The sequence below is a fragment of the Telluria sp. LT2P34 genome (assembly GCF_059685915.1).
Map to the genome: position 1 here is coordinate 68,243 of NZ_JCASIN010000010.1, position 20,114 is coordinate 88,356.

Annotated in this window: 13 protein-coding genes; 12 read left to right on the forward strand and 1 reads right to left on the reverse strand. The window is 67.5% G+C overall.

The features are described from left to right. Positions 1-18 precede the first annotated feature (18 nt). From AC56KZ_RS19490 to AC56KZ_RS19535, 10 genes are all read left to right on the forward strand, one after another. On the forward strand, positions 19-1,356 hold the full coding sequence (locus AC56KZ_RS19490) for a TldD/PmbA family protein (protein ID WP_497163842.1): 1,338 nt from the start codon (positions 19-21) through the stop codon (positions 1,354-1,356). 12 nt (positions 1,357-1,368) lie between these two features. Beyond that, the gene (locus AC56KZ_RS19495; protein ID WP_497163843.1) at positions 1,369-1,989 is read left to right on the forward strand and encodes a DUF4159 domain-containing protein; all 621 of its coding nucleotides are present in this window, start codon (positions 1,369-1,371) and stop codon (positions 1,987-1,989) included. An 82-nt stretch (positions 1,990-2,071) separates the two neighbouring features. Next, a complete protein-coding gene (locus tag AC56KZ_RS19500) occupies positions 2,072-2,995 on the forward strand; it encodes an AAA family ATPase (protein WP_497163870.1) in 924 nt (307 codons plus the stop codon). Then, the gene (locus tag AC56KZ_RS19505; protein ID WP_497163844.1) at positions 2,996-3,895 is read left to right on the forward strand and encodes a DUF58 domain-containing protein; all 900 of its coding nucleotides are present in this window, start codon (positions 2,996-2,998) and stop codon (positions 3,893-3,895) included. Then, positions 3,892-4,875, forward strand: a complete 984-nt coding sequence (locus tag AC56KZ_RS19510; RefSeq protein WP_497163845.1) for a BatA domain-containing protein — start codon at positions 3,892-3,894, stop codon at positions 4,873-4,875. The genes AC56KZ_RS19505 and AC56KZ_RS19510 overlap by 4 nt, the downstream gene beginning before the upstream one ends. Then, entirely contained in the window at positions 4,859-6,853 is a 1,995-nt protein-coding gene (locus tag AC56KZ_RS19515; RefSeq protein ID WP_497163846.1) for a hypothetical protein, read from the forward strand. Before AC56KZ_RS19510 ends, AC56KZ_RS19515 begins: the two co-directional genes overlap by 17 nt. After that, on the forward strand, positions 6,850-8,373 hold the full coding sequence (locus AC56KZ_RS19520) for a hypothetical protein (RefSeq protein ID WP_497163847.1): 1,524 nt from the start codon (positions 6,850-6,852) through the stop codon (positions 8,371-8,373). Before AC56KZ_RS19515 ends, AC56KZ_RS19520 begins: the two co-directional genes overlap by 4 nt. Before the next feature lie 23 nt (positions 8,374-8,396). Beyond that, positions 8,397-9,707, forward strand: coding sequence for a Xaa-Pro dipeptidase (locus AC56KZ_RS19525; RefSeq protein WP_497163848.1), 1,311 nt, complete (start codon positions 8,397-8,399; stop codon positions 9,705-9,707). Continuing rightward, positions 9,694-9,927, forward strand: a complete 234-nt coding sequence (locus AC56KZ_RS19530) for a hypothetical protein (protein WP_497163849.1) — start codon at positions 9,694-9,696, stop codon at positions 9,925-9,927. The genes AC56KZ_RS19525 and AC56KZ_RS19530 overlap by 14 nt, the downstream gene beginning before the upstream one ends. A gap of 72 nt (positions 9,928-9,999) precedes the next feature. Continuing rightward, complete coding sequence (locus AC56KZ_RS19535) at positions 10,000-10,578, forward strand: tetratricopeptide repeat protein (protein WP_497163850.1); 579 nt, start codon at positions 10,000-10,002, stop codon at positions 10,576-10,578. Positions 10,579-10,594: 16 nt separating this feature from the next. Here the strand turns inward: AC56KZ_RS19535 and AC56KZ_RS19540 are convergent, their stop codons facing one another. After that, positions 10,595-11,002, reverse strand: a complete 408-nt coding sequence (locus tag AC56KZ_RS19540) for a hypothetical protein (protein WP_497163851.1) — start codon at positions 11,000-11,002, stop codon at positions 10,595-10,597. Positions 11,003-11,266: 264 nt separating this feature from the next. Here AC56KZ_RS19540 and AC56KZ_RS19545 point away from each other — a divergent pair, with 264 nt between their 5' ends. Both AC56KZ_RS19545 and AC56KZ_RS19550 read left to right on the forward strand, forming a co-directional pair. After that, the gene (locus AC56KZ_RS19545) at positions 11,267-18,406 is read left to right on the forward strand and encodes a peroxidase family protein (protein WP_497163852.1); all 7,140 of its coding nucleotides are present in this window, start codon (positions 11,267-11,269) and stop codon (positions 18,404-18,406) included. Positions 18,407-18,416: 10 nt separating this feature from the next. After that, positions 18,417-20,105 (forward strand): type I secretion system permease/ATPase, encoded by a 1,689-nt coding sequence (locus AC56KZ_RS19550; protein ID WP_497163853.1) that lies wholly within the window; start codon positions 18,417-18,419, stop codon positions 20,103-20,105. Positions 20,106-20,114 lie beyond the last annotated feature (9 nt).

The following is a 20,114-nucleotide window of genomic DNA, read 5'->3' on the forward strand; positions in this document are numbered from 1 at the left end:
GTATAGACGAGGAACGACATGAAACAGCTGAACCAGGAAGAAGCAAAGCGCATCTGCGAGCGCGTCATCAAGTTCTCGAAAGCCGACGAATGCAGCGTGACGATCCAGGGTTCGCGCGAGGGCAATGTGCGCTTTGCGCGCAACAGCATCTCGACCGCGGGCCTGAACGAAGACATGCAGATGACGGTGCGGGTCGCCTTCGGCAAGCGCGCCGGCATCGCCCAGATCAACGAGTTCGACGACAAGTCGCTGGAAAAGGCGGTGCGCCGCGCCGAGGAACTGGCACGGCTGGCGCCTGAAAACCCGGAGTTCATGCCGGCGATCGGCAAGCAGGCCTTCCGCGCGACGCCGACCTTCGTGCGCGCCACCGCCGACATCGATCCGGAGTACCGCGCCCAGGTCGCGGCCTACAGCATCGAAGCGGCGAAAAAGGCGAAGCTGGTCGCGGCCGGCTTCTTCAACGACAGCAAGCGCTTCTCGGTGATCGCCAACTCGAACGGCGTGTTCGGCTTCCAGGAACTGACCGACCTGGCCTATACCTGCACCGTGCGTACCGAAGACGGACGCGGTTCGGGCTGGGTGACGCGCTCGGCGGTCGACGCCGCGCGTTTTGATGCGCGCGAAGCGGCCGGCGTGGCGATCGAAAAGGCGCTGCGCTCGATCGAAGCGAAAGCACTCGAGCCGGGCCGCTATACCGTCATCCTGGAACCGGCGGCGACCTCCGAAATCCTGGGCAACATGTTCGGCAGTTTCGAAGCGCGCGATGCCGACGAGGGACGCAGTTTCCTGACCAAGGCCGGCGGCAAGAACCGCCTGGGCGACAAGCTGTTCGACGAGAAGATCAACGTCTGGGCCGACCCCTGGAATCCGGACGTGCCGGTGATGCCTTGGGATGGCCAGACGATGCAGGCGCGCCAGCGGACCGACATCATCAAGAACGGCCGCATCGCCTCGCTCGACTATTCGCGCTACTGGGCGCAGAAGAAGGGCGTCCCGGCCACGGCCAGCCACGGCAACATGATCATGGCCGGCGGCAGCAAGTCGCTGGAAGAACTGATCGCCTCGACCAAGAAGGGCGTCGTCGTCACCCGCACCTGGTATATCCGCATGGTCGATCCGCAGTCGCTGCTGCTGACGGGCCTGACGCGCGACGGCACCTTCTATGTCGAGAACGGCAAGATCAAGTACCCGATCAAGAACTTCCGCTTCAACGAAAGCCCGGTCTCGATCCTGAACAACGTCGAAGAGCTGGGCAAACCGGTCGTCATCGGCGGCGACGAAGTGCCGTACCAGATGGTGCTGCCGCCAATGAAGGTGCGCGACTTCAACTTCACCTCGCTGTCCGACGCGGTGTAAATGGCTTTTTAAATGGCCCGTTACGATTTTTATTTCACGCGCCTGATGTACGAGTCGGGCGACTGGGATGTCGATATCCGCATGCCCAGCAACGTGCTCAACTCGCTCGTCGAGTACACCACCTTGCGCGTGGACCGGGCCGAACGGATGGTGCAGCTCGCCGACCCGAAGCTGCTGGAAAGCCCGTTCTGCTACCTGGCCGGGCACAAGCTGGTGCAGTTCACTCCCGCCGAGCGCAAGAATTTCGAGCGCTATGTGCGCGGCGGCGGTTTTGTGTTCGTGGACGACTGCAACCACGACGTCGACGGCCTGTTCGCCAAGAGTTTCGAAGCCGAGATGGCGAAGATCTTCGGCGCCTCGGCCCTGCGCAAGATTCCGAACAACCACCCGGTGTATTCGAGCTTCTTCAAGTTCGACGGCCCGCCGAACACCTCGGTGGAGCTGAACGGCTGGGGCGACGACCTGGTGCACGAATATTTAAAGGCGATCGAGATTGGCGGGCGCGTGCGCGTGCTGTACTCGAACAAGGACTACGGTTGCGAGTGGGATTACGACTTCCGCAACAAGCGTTTCCTCGCTGTCGACAATACCCGTTTTGCAGTCAACATCATTCAATATGCGTTGGGAGCCTGAAGTGGCAGAGTACGGAGCAGTAAGCTGGAGCGAGTCGGAAGTCGGCGATCTGGTGGCAAAAGTAGGGGCGCTCAAAGCGAGCATGGCGCGCGTGATCATCGGCCAGGAAGAGGTGGTCGATCTGCTGGTGACCTGCCTGCTGGCCGGCGGCCACGCGCTGGTCGAAGGTGTGCCGGGACTCGGAAAAACGCTGCTGGTGAAATCGCTGGCGCAGGCCACCGACATGCAGTTTCGCCGGGTGCAGTTCACGCCCGACCTGATGCCCTCCGATATCGTCGGCACCGAGATCCTGGAAGAAGACGCTGCCACGCGCCAGCGCTCCTTCCGCTTCCAGCCTGGTCCCGTGTTCACCCAGGTGCTGCTGGCCGACGAGATCAACCGCGCGCCACCGAAAACCCAGTCGGCGCTGCTCGAAGCGATGCAGGAGCGCTCGGTCACCTTCGCCGGCCACACGCACGCCTTGCCGCGTCCTTTCTTCGTGCTGGCCACGCAGAACCCGATCGAACAGAGCGGCACCTACCCGCTGCCCGAAGCGCAGCTCGATCGCTTCCTGCTGCGCATCGACGTCGGCTACCCGACCGAAGACGAAGAAGTCATGATGGTCTCGAAAACCACCCAGGCGGGCCTGGGCGAGGCCGAGCCGGTGCTGGACGTGGCCAGCCTGCTGCGCCTGCAGACGCTGGTGCGCGACATCGAGATCGGCGAGCACCTGCTGCGCTATGCAACACGCATGGTGCGCGCCACCCGGCCCCAGGAAACGACGGTTGCGGCTGTGAAGAAGCATGTCGGCTGGGGCGCCGGACCGCGCGCCGGCCAGGCGCTGGTGCTGGCTTCGAAAGCGCGGGCGCTGATGGCCGGACGCCTGGCCGTCACGCGCGACGACCTGCAGGCGATGCTGCTGCCGGTGCTGGCGCATCGCGTGCTGCGCAACTTCGAAGCGGAAGCCGATGGCGTGGCGATGGCCGACATCCTGCAGGCGATCCGCGCCGAGATCCGGGTCGAGTAATTGGTTTTAACTAGCTCGGCGCTGATCGCGCACACGACCAAACTCGAACTCGTCATCCGCCACGTGCTGGCCGGGCTCGGGCAGGGCATCCACGCCGGCCGCGAACGCGGCGCCGGCGTCGAGTTCTCCGAGTACCGGGCCTATGCGCCGGGCGACGAGTGGCGCCGCGTCGACTGGAAGCTGCTGGCGCGCGCCGACCGTTATTATGTGCGCGAGGCCGAGCGCGACAGCCATGTCGCGGTATGGCTGGTGCTGGACGCCAGCGCTTCGATGGCCGAGCCGAGCCGCGCGATCCCCGGACTCGACAAGCTGGGCTACGCGCGCACGCTGCTGGCCTGCGTGGCGGCCATTGCGCAGCGCCAGGGCGATGCCTTTGGCCTGGCCGTGCTGTCAGGCGGCCGGGTGCAGCTGGTGCCCGCCGCGCGCGGGCCGCGCCAGTTGCAGCGCGTGCTGGCAAGCTTGACGGCGGCAGTGGCCGAAGGCGGCTTGCCCGACGCGCAAGCGCTGCGCACCGGGCTGCGTTTCACCGCCTCGCCCTCCCTGATCTTTGCCGCCACCGATTTTCTCGACTGGCCGTCCCCCCTGTCGGAAGCGCTGGTGCGCCTGCGCGCCATGCGCCACGACGTGCGCGCCGCCTGCCTGCAGACCGAGGCCGAATGCACCGGCGGCTTCGACAGCGCGCCGGCCTACCGCGATCCGGAAGGAGAAGCGGGCGTGTTCCGCTTCGGCGCCGACCTGCGCGAAGACTATCTGCGCAAGCGTGAGGCGCATTTCGGCACTGTCACTGCCGCCCTGCGCGCCAGCGACGTGCCGCTGGTGCACGCCCGTATCGAGGCGGCGCCGGGCGAGGTATTACGGGCCTGGCTGCGCCCGCGCTCCGGTCACGGAGGGCGTCGATGACGAGTTTATGGTGGCTGGCATTGCCGACCCTGCTGCTGCCGGTCTGGTGGCACCGCAAGAAGCGCGTGCAAGTGAAAGCCGAGACGCTGGCCAGCGCGCGCTTCCTGCCGCGTACCGAGCCGCGCCAGATGCGCGTCTGGCGCTGGGCCGATGTAGCGCTTTTGCTCCTGCGCTGCCTGCTGCTGGCCTGCGCGATTGCCTGGCTGGCCGATCCGGTCTTCCCGTGGCGCGGCAATACGGTCGTCGTGGCGCAGGGCGCGGACGCTGCCTGGGTCGAACGCGAGATCAACGCGGCCGGATTCGGCGAGGCGGCGCGCGAATCGATGCCGGCCGCCGAAGCGCTGGCCTGGGTGCGTGCGCACGAGCGCGAATTCGAGCCCGGCGCGCGCTTGCTGGTGTTGGGCGACATCCCGATGCCGGCGGCCAGGCCGCAGTTCCGCCTTCCGCTCGCGCTGCGCACCGAGCCGGCGCCGCTTGCACGCACCGAGGTGCGGGTGGCAGTCGTCGGCGAGCGTGCGGCCGAGTGGCGCCGCATGTTCGCCTCCCTCGACGGGCCGCTGCGGGTCGTGGTCGAGGCGGCGCCGAACGGGAAGACGGAACTGATCGTCTGGGACACGGCCACCACGCCCCCAGGCACGCTGCGTGCGCCGCTGTGGTGGACCACGAACGAGGCCGCCTTCCCCAAGCTGGCCAGGGCGAAGAGCGTTGACGGCATCCGCTACACCGATACCGCGCGCGGCCGGGTGTGGGCCTCGAACGCCTGGCCGCCGGCCAATCCCGCCGCCGCGCGCCGCCTGCTGGAAAGCTGGCGCGCGCTGCATTACGCGCCGGTCCCGTACACGGCGCCGGCAACCAGCTTCGCGCCTTCCTCAGCCGCAGCCACCATGTATGCCAACGGCGCCCTGCGCGACATGCTGATGATGGCGCTGGTCGCCCTGTTTGCCCTCGAGAGGATAGTCACGCATGCACGCCGACGCTGATATCGCGCGGCGCCTGTGGCAAGCCGCATTGCTGCGGCGCCTGCCGCTGTGGGTGCTGGGCACGCTGCCCTGGCTGCCGTGGCTGTCAATGCGCCTGCTGCCGGGCCTGGTGATATGGCTGGTCTTTTGCATCTGGGACGCGGTGCGCCTGCGCCGGCAGGTTCGCCGCGGCTGGGCCGGCTGGCTCGATGCCGCTGTGCCCGAGCTGGAGGACAGCAGCGGTCTGCTGGCCGAGGGGGAAGGCCAGGCGCACACGCCGCTGGCCCGTTTGCAGCGCCAGCGCCTGCTCGCGCGGATCGACAGCACCCTCGATGCGCAGGCCGTGCGCCGGATCGTAGGCCCGCGCGTCGCCACGGGCCTGTTCTGGCTGTTGCCCTGCTTCGCCGTGGCGGCTGCGGCCTGGTTCGCCGGCCAGCAGCCGGCAAGTGTCGTCGCCGCGCCGCTGCCCGGTGCGCAACTGGTGAAAGCCCCGCTGCTGGCCGAACTGAACGTCACGGCCACGCCGCCAGCCTACACGGGCGCCGCGCGCACTACCGGCGGCCCGCGCAACATCGACCTGCCCGAAGGCGGCAGGGTAGAGTGGTGTCTCAAAAAGCCTGCGGCCGGCAGCACCACGCTCGAGCTGAGCGATGGCCGCATACTCAAGGTCGACGCCAAATGCGCGGCGCTGGTGGCGACCGAATCGCTGTTCTGGCGCTGGCGCGGCGTGCGCTACCTGCTCCGCGTCACGCCCGACGCCGCGCCGCTGGTGACCATTTCGCGGCCGCTCCAGATGATCCACGAATTGAAAGAGGGCGCCACCACGGTTGCCATGGCGCTCAGCGTGCGCGACGATTACGCCGTGCGCCGCGCCACCCTGCACCTGACGCTGGCGCGCGGCAGCGGTGAGAGCATCAAGTTCACCGACCGCGAAATGCCGCTGCCGGCCTCGAACGACCCGAAGCTGCGCAACTGGTCGAAGAACTGGACCCTGGCGGAGCTGGGCATGGAGCCGGGCGACGAACTCTACTTTTTCGTGCGCGCCACCGACAATGCGGCGCGCCCGCACACGGTGCAGTCGGCCACCTATACGCTGCGCCTGCCGGCGCCTGAACCGGAAGACGACGAGGAAACCTCGGCCATGCCGATGCTGGTGAAACCCCAGAGCCTGCGCAGCCAGCGCCAGATCATCATCGACACCGAACAGCTGATCGCCGACATGCGTAGCACGCGCATGAGTCCCGATGCAGTGCGCGAACGCAGCGAGACGATCGCCGCCGACCAGGGCGCGCTGCGGCGCCGCTACGGCCAGTTCCTGGGCGAGGAATCGACGCTGTTTGGCGGCGACGAGGATCACGAGGAAGAGGGAGCGGCGGGCAGCACGCAAGACATCCTGCACCAGTACGGCCACGCCCACGACGAGGCCGAGAACGCGACCCTGTACGACGAAAAAACCAAGACCGTGCTGCGCCGCGCCCTGGTGGCGATGTGGGATGCCGAAAAAGCGCTGCGCGCCATCACGCCCAGGAGTGCGCTGGGGCCGGAAAACAAGGCCCTGATCGCGATCAAGGAGCTGCAGCAGGCCGACCGCATCTACCTGCACAAGACCGCCTTCGTGCCGCCGCCGATCAAGGAAGAAATCCGCATGACGGGCGACGTGCTCGGTGCAGCCAGCTATGGGCGCGAGCAGTCCGGCGCCGACGGGGCGATTCCGCTGCCGCTGCGCGAACTGGTGGCGGCCTTGTCGAGCGACGGCCCGCTGCCTGCCCTGTGGACGCGCACCGCGCACGACTGGGTACGCGAGCGCCTGGCGAATGACGACCAGCGCCTCGGCGCCCAGCGTGCGATCCAGGACGTGGCGGATGGCTGCCTGCGCTGCCGCCCGAGCCTGCGCGCCTGGCTGCGTGCCGGCGTCAACCAGGCCCCGGTGCTGCTGCAGGCCAAACCGGTTGTGCAGACGCCGTTCACCCGGGCCTGGCGCGAAGGAGGGGCGAAATGATTGTCGCCATCGCAGTCATCGGCATCCTCAGCGTGCTGCTCTACCTGTGGCGGCGCCGCTGGATCGATGCCGTGCTGGCGGCGATTGCCGGCGCCGCGCTGGCGCTGCTGGCCGCCGGCGTGCCGCTGCCGGGCGAAGCCGGCGCCACGCTGGCGATCGACGCCGATAAGCCGCCCGCGTCGCTGCAAGGTGTGCGTGCGCTGACCCTGAGCGGCGATGGCCTGCGCGCCGCGCAATGGCAAGACCTGCCGGCGCGGCCGCTGACGTGGACGGCGCCCACGAGCGAGACCCTGCAATTGATATTCCCGCGCCGGCTGCCGCTGGGCCGCATGTTCACGCTGACGGTCAAACGCAGTAGCAAGGGGCAGGCGCGCCTGCAGCTGCTGGCCGAAAACGGCCAGGTGCTGGGCGAGGCCAGCGGCGCCGGCGAGCTCGCCGTCAGCTGGCTGCCGCCGCTGGCGGAAACGCTGGAACTGAAGGCGCGCCTGCTGGGCGAGAAGGGCAAAGTGCTGGCCGAAGGGCCGGTGCCGGTGCTCGTCGAAGAGTCGCGGCCGCTGGTCGTGCGTGGCCGCTTCAGCGCCCCTTCGTTCGACCTGCGCGTGCTGAACGAAGTCCTGGCCAACAGCCGCGCCCTCATCGACTGGCAGGTCACGCTCGGCAAAACCGTCACCCGCAGCGAAACCGCGCGCGAAAAAATTGATAAGCCCGACCTGCTGGTGGTCGACGCCGCCTGGTTCGAACGCGCCGCCGCGCCGACTCGCGCGGCCTTGCTGGAACAGGTGGGGCAGGGGGCCGCGCTACTGGTGCTCGGCGCGAATGCCAACGATGCCGGCGTCTGGTCGCGCACGCTGGCCTTGAACCTGCAGGCGCAAGCCGCCGACCGCCTGACGGGCGGACCCTTGAAGCTGCCGGCCGCCCCCCTGAATCCCGCCACGCGCAGTGCCGGCGCCTGGACCGGATCCGAATCGGCGGTCTGGGCGCGCCAGTGGGGCAAGGGCCGCATCGGCTGGCTGGGCGCCGCCGACTGGCACCGCCAGGCGATCGCCGAGCCGCGCGCACTGGCGCTGTGGTGGCAGGGCGTGCTGGATACGCTCGGCATCGAACGGCTGGAAGAAGTGAGCTGGCTGGACCCGGTCGAGATGCCGCTGCCGGGCCAGCGCCTGGAAGTGTGCGCGCTGGGCGTGCGCGGCAAGGTGACTTTCCCTGACCTCGGCCAGACCCTGGCCTGGCAGCGCCGTCCGGACCGCGTCGATGCGTCCTGCACCGCCGTGTGGCCGAAGCAGGCCGGCTGGCTGCGCATGCAGACGCAAGGCGCCAAGCCGGTGGTCGGCCAGGTGTACGTGTATGCGGCGGGCGACTGGCCGCTGTGGCAGGCGCTTGAAAAACGCGAGGCCACCGCCCGCTATGCGGCGCGCACGCCGGTTTTGGCGCCGCCGTCGGAGCGCATGTTCCCGGCGTGGCCCTTCGCGGTCTTGTTTGCACTGGCGATGCTGGCGCTGTGGTGGCGCGAACGGCGCTAGATTTTTTACACAAGAGGTGATTTTTGAATCGTACGAACACTCTGGCCGTCGCGGCGGTCTTCTGCGCAGCCGTATTGCCCTGGCCGGCAGCGCAGGCCGCCGATGTCATCATCAGCGCCGACCGTTTATTGGACGTACGGGGCGGACGGATGATCGAACAGCCCGAGATCCTGGTACGTGACGGCAAGGTGGTCAGCGTCAGGCGGAGTAGCGGCACGCCCGGGCCCGCCCTCGATGCCGGCACGACGCGCATCGCCCTTCCGGGAATGACCCTCGTGCCCGGCCTAATCGACATGCACGTCCACCTCGATTCCGATCCGACCTATGGCGGCTACACCTACCTGGAATACAACGACCGTTTCTGGTCGGCGCTGAGCGTGGTCCATGCCGGCCGCACCCTGGACGCCGGTTTCACGACGGTGCGCAACGTCGGCTCGTCCGACTGGAACGACGTGGGACTGAGCCAGGCCATCGCCGCCGGCAAGGTCCGGGGGCCACGCATCATCCCCGCGGCGTGGTCCTTCGGGCCGACCGGCAGCCACTGCGACAGCACCTATTTTCCGCCGTCGATGGAAGAGAAGGGACCGTACAACGCCGACGGCCCGGACGAGGTGCGCAAGTCGGTACGCGCGCTGCGCAAATACGGCGCCCAGGTCATCAAGGTGTGCGCCACCGGCGGCGTCTTCTCGCGCAATACCGAGCCGGGCCAGCAGCAGATGAATTTCGCCGAGCTGCGCGCCGCGGTCGAGGAAGCCAGCCAGTGGGGCATGCAGGTGGCGGCGCACGCACATGGCGCCGCCGGCATCAAGGAGGCCATCCGCGCCGGCGTCAACACGATCGAGCATGCCAGCCTGATCGACGATGAAGGCATCGCACTGGCAAAAAAGCATGGGGCCTGGCTGTCGATGGACATCTATAACGGCGACTACACCGCCGAAAACGGCAAGAAGAACGGCGTGCTGGAAGATAACCTCAGAAAAGACCGCGAAGTGACCGAGGTGCAGCGCCAGAACTTCCGGCGCGCCCACGCCGCCGGCGCCAAGATGGTGTACGGCACCGACGCCGGCGTGCATCCCCACGGGAACAACGGCAAGCAGTTCGCGGTCATGGTCAAGTACGGCATGACGCCCTTGCAGGCCATCCAGAGCGCCACCATCAATGCGTCCGAAGCGCTGGCGCGCAAGGACGTCGGCGTGATCGAGCCAGGCCGCTTCGCCGACATGGTTGCCGTGCAGGGCGACCCGACGATCGACGTTCGCTTGCTGGAGGCGCCGGCGGTCGTGATCCAGGCCGGAGCGGTGGTCAAGGGTCAGCTGCCACATGCTCCCCGTTGACATCATCGTGCCGGTGGTCGGGATTGTCCTGGGAATTCCCAACCGGATCATCGACCGCAAGCATCGCAAACACTACGAGCCCGGGAATGGGTGGGAATACTATTCCAAACTCGCCAAGGAAGGCAGCCGGGAAGGAAAATTCATGATCCGATCCGCTGTCTTCGCGTTCTACCTCGTCCTGGCGATCATTGGCGATACTTTTTATGAGCTGAGCAGGTGAAAAAAGGGGCGGCTGACGTTGGCTGAACTCGCACTCGGCGCCTGGCCGACAGCCTTGAATCTGGAAAAAAGCATGAGCGACAGCGCGAACGACACGTTTTTCAGTATCCGCGAACAGCTTCGTAGCCTCGACGAGGAAGGCGCGCTGGCGCTGGCCTCGGACCTGATCGATCGGCATTGCGGCGAACTCGATGCCGAGTATCTCAAGAAGGCGATCGTCGCAACCGGGAACGAACCGCAGGAACTGATGCGCCATTATGCGGTGCTGGGCAGCCCCACCGCGCAACTGGTGTTCGGCATCTCGCTGCTCCATGGGCACTTCATGGAGCCGGATGTCCCCCAGGGTCTTTTCTGGCTACGCCGCGCCCACAACAACGGGAATCACAAAGCGAGCATCATGCTGTGCGCCGCCTATCTCGAAGGTAAGGCAGTGCGGCGCGATGCGCACAAGGCGGTCGCTTATATCCTTGGCGCCGCGGAGGCCGGGGAGGCCGCCGCCCAGTACGTGTACGCCAATCTCCTGATCGACGGGGATGGCGTCGCGCAGGATGAAGAGCAGGGCATTTTCTGGCTGCGCCGCGCCGCCGAGCGTGGCTACGACAGGGCGCTAACCATGCTCGATGAAAACGACATCCCCTTGAGCGAGGAATAGAAGGGTAACTGCCCGCCTATTTTTCCTGCAGCAGGACCGCCACGTCGCGCGAGTAGCCGGGCGCGGTCAGCGTCAATGGTCCCGCGATTCCGCCGACCGTCGTATAGCTGCCCTGGATGCTGCCCTTGACCTGGCGCGATTCATAGACCATGCCGTCGAAGGCAAGCGTCAACAGCGGCCGCTGGAAGGTGCCCGAGACAGTAATCGGAATCGCGGCCGCGCTACCTTCCTGCATGGTGCCGCTGCCGCTTACCTGGCCATTGGCGCCCTCCACCAGCCTGAAATCCAGGCGCAGGGCGTTCGGTACGGTGGAAATCCCTTGCCAGTCCCCCGCGACCGATTGCAGCGTGGCTTGCAGCGACTTGTTGATGTCCTGTTCGCTGGGCCAGCCGCCATCGCTGCCGCCGCCGCAGGAGGTGTTCATCAGGGCAATCAAGAGCCCGGCTAGTATCGACATTCTGCGCATGGCAGTGCCTCTTTGGTTAGTTGATTTTTCTTAAACGGGCACCCACCCCCGCCACCCTACTTCTGAGGTAGGGTCGCTCCTACACCGCCAACGCCGCGGTGCATGCGCAAACAGCGCCCAGATGCGAATCCTAAGCTGGTCTCGAGAGCCGGACGGTGCTGCCTGTCCGGCTAAACGGCGCACGACGCCGCCGACCGAGCCGATCATCTGGAGAGAGCAATCATGGCGCAATACAATTTCACGGTCAACCTGGACGATCTCGCCTTCATCCTCAGGCAGATCAAGATTGCGGAGCTGAGCACCAATCCCGATACGGGCGCGATCGAAGGCTTGCCGGACCTGGTGGGCAGCCCGCTGCTGCCGTTTGGCCTGCGCACGGTCGATGGCAGCTGGAACAATCTGCTGCCGGGCATGCAGAACGTGGGAGCGGCCGACAACATCATGCCGCGCCTGGTGGACGGCGTGTACGTCGATGCCGAGGGGCGGCCCGTGAATTTCTTCTTTCCGGGCGACCCCGGCAGCGCCGGCAGCAGTTATGCCCAGACCGCCCTCGGCAACATGGTGTTCGACTCGCGCCCGCGCACCATCAGCAACCTGATCGTCGACCAGACGGCCAACAATCCGGCGGCGCAGCAGGCGGCCGAGGACCGCGCGGCGCTCAGCACCTATCCCGGCCAGGATGCGATCGATGTGTCGCAGAACGGCAGCCTGTTCATCCCCAACCTGTCGCCCGACATCGGTCTGTCGGCGCCGTTCAACGGCATGATGGCGCTGTTCGGCCAGTTCTTCGACCATGGCCTGGACCTGCTGACCAAGGGCGGCGGCACCGTATTCGTGCCCCTGAAACCGGACGACCCGCTGTATGTCGAGGGCAGCAGCACCAATTTCATGGTGCTCTCGCGCGCCATGAATGTGCGCGCGCCCGGCCCGGATGGCGTGATGGACACCGAGGACGACGACCTCCACGGCCACATCAACACCACCACGCCCTTCATCGACCAGAACCAGACCTATACCTCGCATCCCTCGCACCAGGTCTTCCTGCGCGAATACGAGATGGCCGACGGCAGGCCGGTGTCGACCGGCCACCTGCTCGGCGGCGCGCACGGCATCGGCAACTGGGGCGAAGTGAAAGCCCAGGCCGCGCAGATGCTCGGCATCCAGCTGGTCGACAAGGACGTGTTCGACGTGCCGCTGCTGGCGACCGACCGCTACGGCGCTTTCCTGCGCGGCCCGAACGGCTTCGTGCAGATCGTCACCGCGTCCGGCCTGGTCGAGGGCGACCCCAGCGCCAACGGCGGGCTTGGCGTGCTGCTGCCGCCCAACACGCTGCGCACCGGCCACGCCTTCCTCGACGACATCGCGCACAGCGCCGCGCCCGGCACCTGGGACCACGACCGCAATCCGGGCACGCCCCAGATCGACCTGGTCGCCGATGCCGACAGCACCACCGGCAGCGTGCCGAACCCCGATTTCGATCCGACCCAGCCGATCACGGCGAACAACCCGATGTTCATGCCGCAGCCGGCCGGCACCTACGACAACGAACTGCTGGACCGCCACTTCATCACCGGCGACGGGCGCGGCAACGAGAACATCGGCCTGACCTCGATCCACGCCATCTTCCACGCCGAACACGACCGCCTGGTCGATCAATACAAGGAGACCCTGCTGGCCAGCGGCGACGTCGCCGTCCTCAACGAGTGGCTGAGGGTGAATGTCGACGCCATCCCGACCACGGCTGCCGGCATCGCCGCGCTGGAATGGAACGGCGAACGCCTGTTCCAGGCCGGGCGCTTCGCCAACGAGATGGAATACCAGCACCTGGTGTTCGAGGAATTCGCGCGCGCCGTGCAGCCTAGCGTCGACCCCTTCGTCTTTTCGCATTCGCCCGACATCGATCCCTCGATCTTCGAGGAATTCGCCAACGTGGTGTACCGCTTCGGCCATTCGATGCTGACCGAGGAAGTGGCGCGGCTGGACGAGAACCTGGTCAGCAGCGACATCGGCCTGATCCAGGCCTTCCTGAATCCGGTCGAATTCAACCAGGACGGCGCCACCAGCCATGCGGAGGCGATCGGCGCGATCGTGCGCGGCATGTCGCGCCAGGTCGGCAACGAGATCGACGAATTCGTCACCGAGGCGCTGCGCAACAACCTGGTCGGCCTGCCGCTCGACCTGGCCACGCTGAACATGGCGCGCGCACGGGAAACCGGCGCGCCCACCTTCAACGAAGCGCGCGCGGTGTTCTACGAAATGACCGGCGACTCCCAGCTCGAGCCCTACACCAGCTGGACCGACCTGGCGCCGCACCTGAAAAACCCGATGTCGATCATTAACTTCATCGCCGCCTACGGCCTGCACGACAGCATCACCAGCGAAACTACCCTGGCCGGCAAGCGCCAGGCCGCCACCGTGATGGTGATGGGCGATATCGACCTGGGCGACGGCATCATCCAGGCCCCGGCCGACCGGCTCGATTTCCTGACCAGCCGCGGCGCCTGGAACGCGGCCAATTCGGGCCTGGACGACATCGATTTCTGGATCGGCGGCCTGGCCGAAGCGAAGCTCGAATTCGGCGGCATGCTGGGGCCGACTTTTAATTTCGTGTTCGAAGCGCAGATGGAAAACCTGCAGAACGGCGACCGCTTCTATTACCTGAGCCGCACCCAGGGCCTGAACATGCTCAACGAGCTGGAAGCCAATTCGTTCTCGGCGCTGGCCATGCGCAACAGCGACCTCGGCGCCGATGGCAACCATACCCACCTGCCGGGGATGCTGTTCACCTCGGCCAGCTATGTGCTGGAAATGAACCAGCAAAACCAGCAGACCGGGCTCGGTGCGAACGGGAATGCCGACCCCACCCGCGGCAACGCCATCCTCGACCTGATCAGCCCACTGGTGACGCGGGTCGCGCCCGGCGCCGACGGCAATGGCGGCAGCCTGATTTATGCCTACGACGGCCCGGACCACGTGGTACTGGGCGGCAGCGCCGGCAACGATACCCTCAAGGGCGGGCGCGGCATGGACACGCTGTGGGGCGACGGCGGCAACGACCGCCTCGACGGCGGCGACGAGGCCGACAAGGTGCATGGCGGCGACGGCGACGACATCATCACCGACCACGGCACCCCGGCCGGCGCCGCCGACTTCCTGTTCGGCGACGAAGGCAATGACGTCATCAGCAATGGCGCCGGCAACGACATCGTGTTCGGCGGCGGCGGCCAGGACTTCTTCATCGCCGGCCCCGATTTCACCGAAATCTTCGCCGGCCGCGGGGATGACTTCCTCCTGGGCGGCAACGGCAGCGACGTCCTGATGGGCAACGAGGGCAGCGACTGGCTCGAGGGCGGCGAAGGCTTCGACAACGTCTCCGGCGACAACTCCGAGCTCTTCTTCAACAGCGACGTCATCGGTCACGACGTCCTCAACGGCCAGGGCAACGACAGCGACTACGACGGTGAATCCGGCGACGACATCATGGTGCAGGGCCCCGGCATCCAGCGCAGCAACGGGATGGAAGGCTTCGACTGGGCGATCCACAAGGGCGACCCGGTGGCCGCCAATTCCGACCTCGGCATTCCCCTGTTCGGCCAGCAGGAGCAGTTCATCCTGCGCGACCGTTTCGACCTGGTCGAGGGCCTGTCGGGCTGGCGCCTGGACGACACGCTGATCGGCACCAACAACCCGACCGGACAGATCGACCTGGCCGGCGACGAAGTCGAGGACGGCCCGCCCGACCTCAGCAGCGCCCTGCTGCAAAAGAACGTCGGCCTGATCAACGGCCTGCAGGCCCTGCTCGGCCAGGCCCCGGCGCTCGACCCGGAAGCGGTGGTGTTCGACCCGTCGGGCGGCGCCGACATCCTGATCGGCGGTGCGGGCAGCGACACCATCATGGGCAAGGCCGGCAACGACCTGATCGACGGCGATGCCTGGCTCAACGTGCGCATCAGCGTGCGCGACCGGCTCAACCCGAACCTCGAGATCCGCAGCGTCGACAGCATGAACGAGATCAAGGCCGAGATGCTGGCCGGGACCATCAATCCGGGCCAGCTGCGCATCGTGCGCGAGATCATCACCAACTCGGCCGCGCAGGGTGACGTCGATACGGCCCAGTACCGGGACGTGCGGTCCAGTTACGACGTCACCCGCAATCTCGACGGCACCTGGACCGTCGACCACGTGCGCGGTATCGCCCTCACCGGCGGCGCGCGCGAGGTCGACGGCACCGACCGCCTGCGCAACGTCGAGCAGCTGCAGTTCGCCGACGGCGAAATCGTCAACCTGACCGGCGTGCCGACCATCGACGACACCACGCCGACCGAGGGCCAGGTGCTGATCGCCTCGCCCGGCACCATCGTCGCCTTCAGTGGCGTGCCGGCCGACGCCGTCTCCTTCCAGTGGCAGCGCAGCAGCGGAACCGGCTTCGTCAACATTGCCGGGGCGGTGGGCGCCAGCTTCGTGCCCGGCCAATCGGAGGTCGGCACCCAGCTGCGCGTGATCGCCACCTTCAACGACCAGTTCGGCGCACCGCGCGCCATCGTGTCGACGCCGACCCAGCGCATCGGCGACCTGATGACCGGAGACGCGGGCGACAATACCCTGGTCGGCACCGCCTGGAACGACGAACTGCGCGGCGGGGACGGCAACGACCTGCTCGACGGCGGCCTCGGGGCGGATTTGCTGGTAGGCGGCGCCGGCAACGATACCTATCTCATCACCGACGAATTCGGCAGCATCGTCGAGGAGGCCGGCGGCGGCATCGACACCATCCGCACCGCGATCGAGAGCTATGTGCTCGGCGCCGAACTGGAAAACCTGGCCTTTACCGGCAGCGGCAATTTCGTCGGCATCGGCAACGAGCTCGACAACATCATCAGCGGCGGCGCCGGCAACGACCTGCTGGTCGGCGGCGACGGCAACGACCGGATGGTGGGCAACGGCGGCGACGACACCTACCTGGTCTTCGACAGCGGCGACAGCGTGATCGAGGCGGCCGGTGGCGGCATCGACCTGGTGCAAGCCAGCGCCGACAGCTTCACGCTCGGCGCCGAAGTCGAAAACATGGTGTATGTCGGCTTCGGCGCCTTTACCGGCACCGGCAATGCCGGCGCCAACAGCCTCACCGGGGGCGTTGGCGACGACAGCCTCGACGGCCAGGGCGGCAACGACCACCTGCTGGGCGACGCCGGCGACGACACCCTGCGCGGCGGTCTCGGCGACGACACGGTCGAAGGCGGCGAGGGCGACGACCTGATCGACGGCGGCCTCGGCGCCGACACCATGATCGGCGGCCAGGGCGACGATACCTTCGTGGTCGACAACCTGGGCGACATCGTCACCGAGCTGGCCAACGAAGGCGTCGACAGCGTACGCACCTCGCTCGCCAGCTATACGCTGGGCGACTACCTGCAAAACCTGGTCTACACCGGCAGCGCCGCCTTTACCGGCACCGGCAACGAGCGCAGCAACGAGATCACCGGCGGCAGCGGCGCCGACACCCTCGACGGCGGCACCGGGGTCGACGTCATGACGGGGGGCCTGGGCAACGATACCTATATCGTCGACGAGGCGCTCGATGCGGTCAACGAGCTGGCCGGGCAGGGCACCGACTCGGTGCGCACCAGCCTGCAGAACTACACGCTGTTCGACAATGTCGAAAACCTCACCTTCACCGGCACCGGCATGTTCGTCGGTAACGGCAACGCCCTGGCCAACACCATCACCGGCGGCGCCCAGGGCGACGTGCTCGACGGCGGCGCCGGGATCGACACCCTGGCCGGCGGGCTGGGCGACGACATCTATACGGTCGACGCCACGGCCGACGTGGTGGTCGAGGCCGAGGGCGCCGGGATAGACCTGGTCCAGGCCGCGGCGGCCAGCTATACGCTCGGCGCCAACGTCGACCACCTGCGCTTCACCGGCACCGGCAATTTCGTCGGCCTCGGGAATGCATTGGCCAACACCATCGAGGGCGGCGCCGGCAACGATTTCCTGAACGGTTTCGGCGGCATCGATACCCTCGTCGGCGGCGCCGGCAACGACATCTACACCGTCGACAACAGCGCCGAAGTCGTCGTCGAGGCGGTGGGCGCCGGCGTCGACGAGGTGCGCAGCACTGCGCTGGCCTATGCGCTGCAGGACAACGTCGAGCACCTGCGCTTTATGGGCAGCGGCAATTTCATCGGTGTCGGCAATGCCGCCGCCAACATCCTGACCGGCGGCGCCGGCAACGACACCCTCAACGGCCTGGGCGGCGCCGATACCCTGACCGGCGGCCTGGGCGACGATACCTACCACGCCGACGTTACCGGCGACACCGTCATCGAGGCGGCCGGCGCGGGCCTGGACACGGTGCAGTCGAGCGCGCGGGTCTACACGCTGGCGGCCAACGTCGAGAACCTGAATTTTACGGGCACCGGCAATTTCATCGGCACCGGCAATGCGCTGGCCAATGTGATCAACGGCGGCGCCGGCAACGACACCCTGAACGGGCTCGGTGGCGCCGACATCATGACCGGCGGCGCAGGCAACGACATCTACATGGTCGACACCGCGGCCGACGTGGTCGTCGAGGGGGCGGTCGGGGGCGGCCTGGACGAGGTGCGCAGCAGCGGCAACGCCTACATCCTGTCGGCCAACATCGAAAACCTGAGCTTCACCGGCACCGGCAATTTCAATGGCACCGGGAATGCGCTGTCGAACGGCCTGTACGGCGGCGCCGGCAACGATACGCTCGATGGCCAGGGTGGTTCCGACACCATGACCGGCGGCCTGGGTAACGACACTTACCTGGTCAACACCAGCGGCGACGCGACCATCGAAGCGGCAGGGGCGGGTACGGACCAGGTGCTGTCGACGGCGCTCTCGTACACGCTGTGGAACAACGTCGAGAACCTGACCTTCACCGGTACCGGCAACTTCACCGGCACCGGCAACGCACTGGCCAACGTGCTGACGGGCGGCGCTGGCAACGACACGCTGAACGGGCTCGATGGCGCCGATACCCTGAACGGGGGCGCCGGCAACGACACCCTCAACGGCGGGGCCGGCAACGACATTTTCGTGTTCGGCGCAAGCGGCTTCGGGGCCGACAACATCATCGGCTTCGACGCCGATGCGGCCGGCGGCCAGGACCTGCTCGACCTGTCCGGACTCGGAATCAACGAAGGCAATTTCGCGGCGCGGGTGCAAATCACGGATCTCGGCGCCAACCTGCGGGTGGTGGTCGACGGCAGCAGCAGCTTCGTGCTGCAGGGGGTGGGCGAACTGGCGCAGCTGACCACGGCCGACTTCGTGCTGGCCGGGACGGCGCCGGCCGAGACTGCGCAGACGAGCAACGATCCGGGCCTGTTCGCCTGAGGAGAAGGCCATGAAGAACTTGTGGAGCGAGCTGCGCCCGCTGCTGGGCACCATGGGGCTGTTTTCCCTGTGTATCAACCTGCTGTGCCTGGCCCCGGCGCTGTTCATGCTGCAGGTGTTCGACCGGGTGCTGACCACCTACAGCCGGGAGACGCTGGTGGTGCTGCTGGCCGGTACCGCGGTGGCGCTGCTGGTCATGCTGCTGCTCGACTATGTGCGCCAGCGCCTGCAGGCGGTGCTCGGCACCCTGGTCGACGAGCGCCTGGCGCCGCAGGTGGTGGCGACGCTGGTCGAGCGGGCCGCGCGCAGCCCGCAGGCCGGCGGCGTCGAGGGTATCCGCGATGTCGCCTCGCTGCGGAACGTGTTCGCCTCGAACGGCCTGACCGCCCTGTTCGATGCGCCCTGGGCGCCCATCTACCTGCTCGTGATCTGGTTCTTCCACCCGCTGCTGGGCGTTGGCGCGGCGCTGGCGCTGCTGCTGATGCTGGCCCTGGCCTGGCTCAACGACCGCCTCAGCCGGCGCGCGCTGGAAGGCTTGCAGGGCAGCGGCCGGCGCGCCGGGCGCTATGTCGAAAGCTCGCTGCGCAACGCCGAGGTGCTGCAGGCGCTTGGCATGACCGGCGCGCTGCTGGCGAGATGGCGCGCCCTCCAGGACGAGACCGCCGCGCTGTCGCTGAGCGCCGGGCGCAGCAGCACGCTGTTCGGCGCGCTGACGCGCTGCCTGCGCCAGGCGATCCAGGTCGCGCTGCTGGCGCTGGGCGCCTGGCTGGTGCTGACCGAGCAGGCCTCGGCCGGGGTCATGATCGCCACCACCGTCCTGCTCGGGCGCGCGCTGCAGCCGGTCGAGCAGCTGGTCGGCAGCTGGCGCATGCTGGCTGATGGGCGCGCCGCCTACCGCCGCCTGGCGCAGCTATCGGCTGGCGTCGAGGAGCGCGCCGCCCAGCTGGCGCTGCCCTGCCCGCAGGGCCGGTTTGAGGTCGACAACCTGTCCTACCGGGCGCCGGGCTCGAACCAGCCGATCCTGTTCCACGTCGCTTTCGGCCTGGCGGCCGGCGAGTCGCTGGCGATCCTGGGACCCAGCGCGGCAGGCAAGTCGACGCTGGCGCGCCTGCTGGTAGGCATCTGGGCGCCCTCGACCGGCAGCGTGCGCCTGGACGGCGCCGACCTCGCCACCTGGGCGCGGTCCGACCTGGGGCCCCATATCGGCTACGTGCCGCAGGACGTCGAGCTGTTCGACGCCACGGTGGCCGAAAACATCGCGCGCCTGGGACAGGTGAGTTCGGATGCGGTGGTGGCGGCGGCCGTGCGCGCCAACGCCCACGAGATGATCCTGTCCCTGCCGCAGGGCTACGACACGCAGGTGGGCGAACACGGCCTGCGCCTGTCGCCCGGCCAGCGCCAGCGCATCGCCCTGGCGCGCGCCCTGTACGGCAACCCGCGCCTGGTGGTGCTGGACGAGCCGAACTCGAACCTCGACGGCGTGGGCGAGGTGGCGCTGGCGCAGGCCGTCAACGGCTTGCACGAGGACGGTGTCACGACGGTCATCATCACCCACCGGCCCTCGCTGATCGCCCATGTCGACAGGATCCTGGTGCTGGAAGCGGGCCGCGTGAAACGCTTCGGTCCCGCCGCCGACGTCATGAAGGAAATGCGGCGCCAGGCCCAGCCAGGCGCCCTGCGCGCCGTCGAATCCGCCTGAATGCAGAAG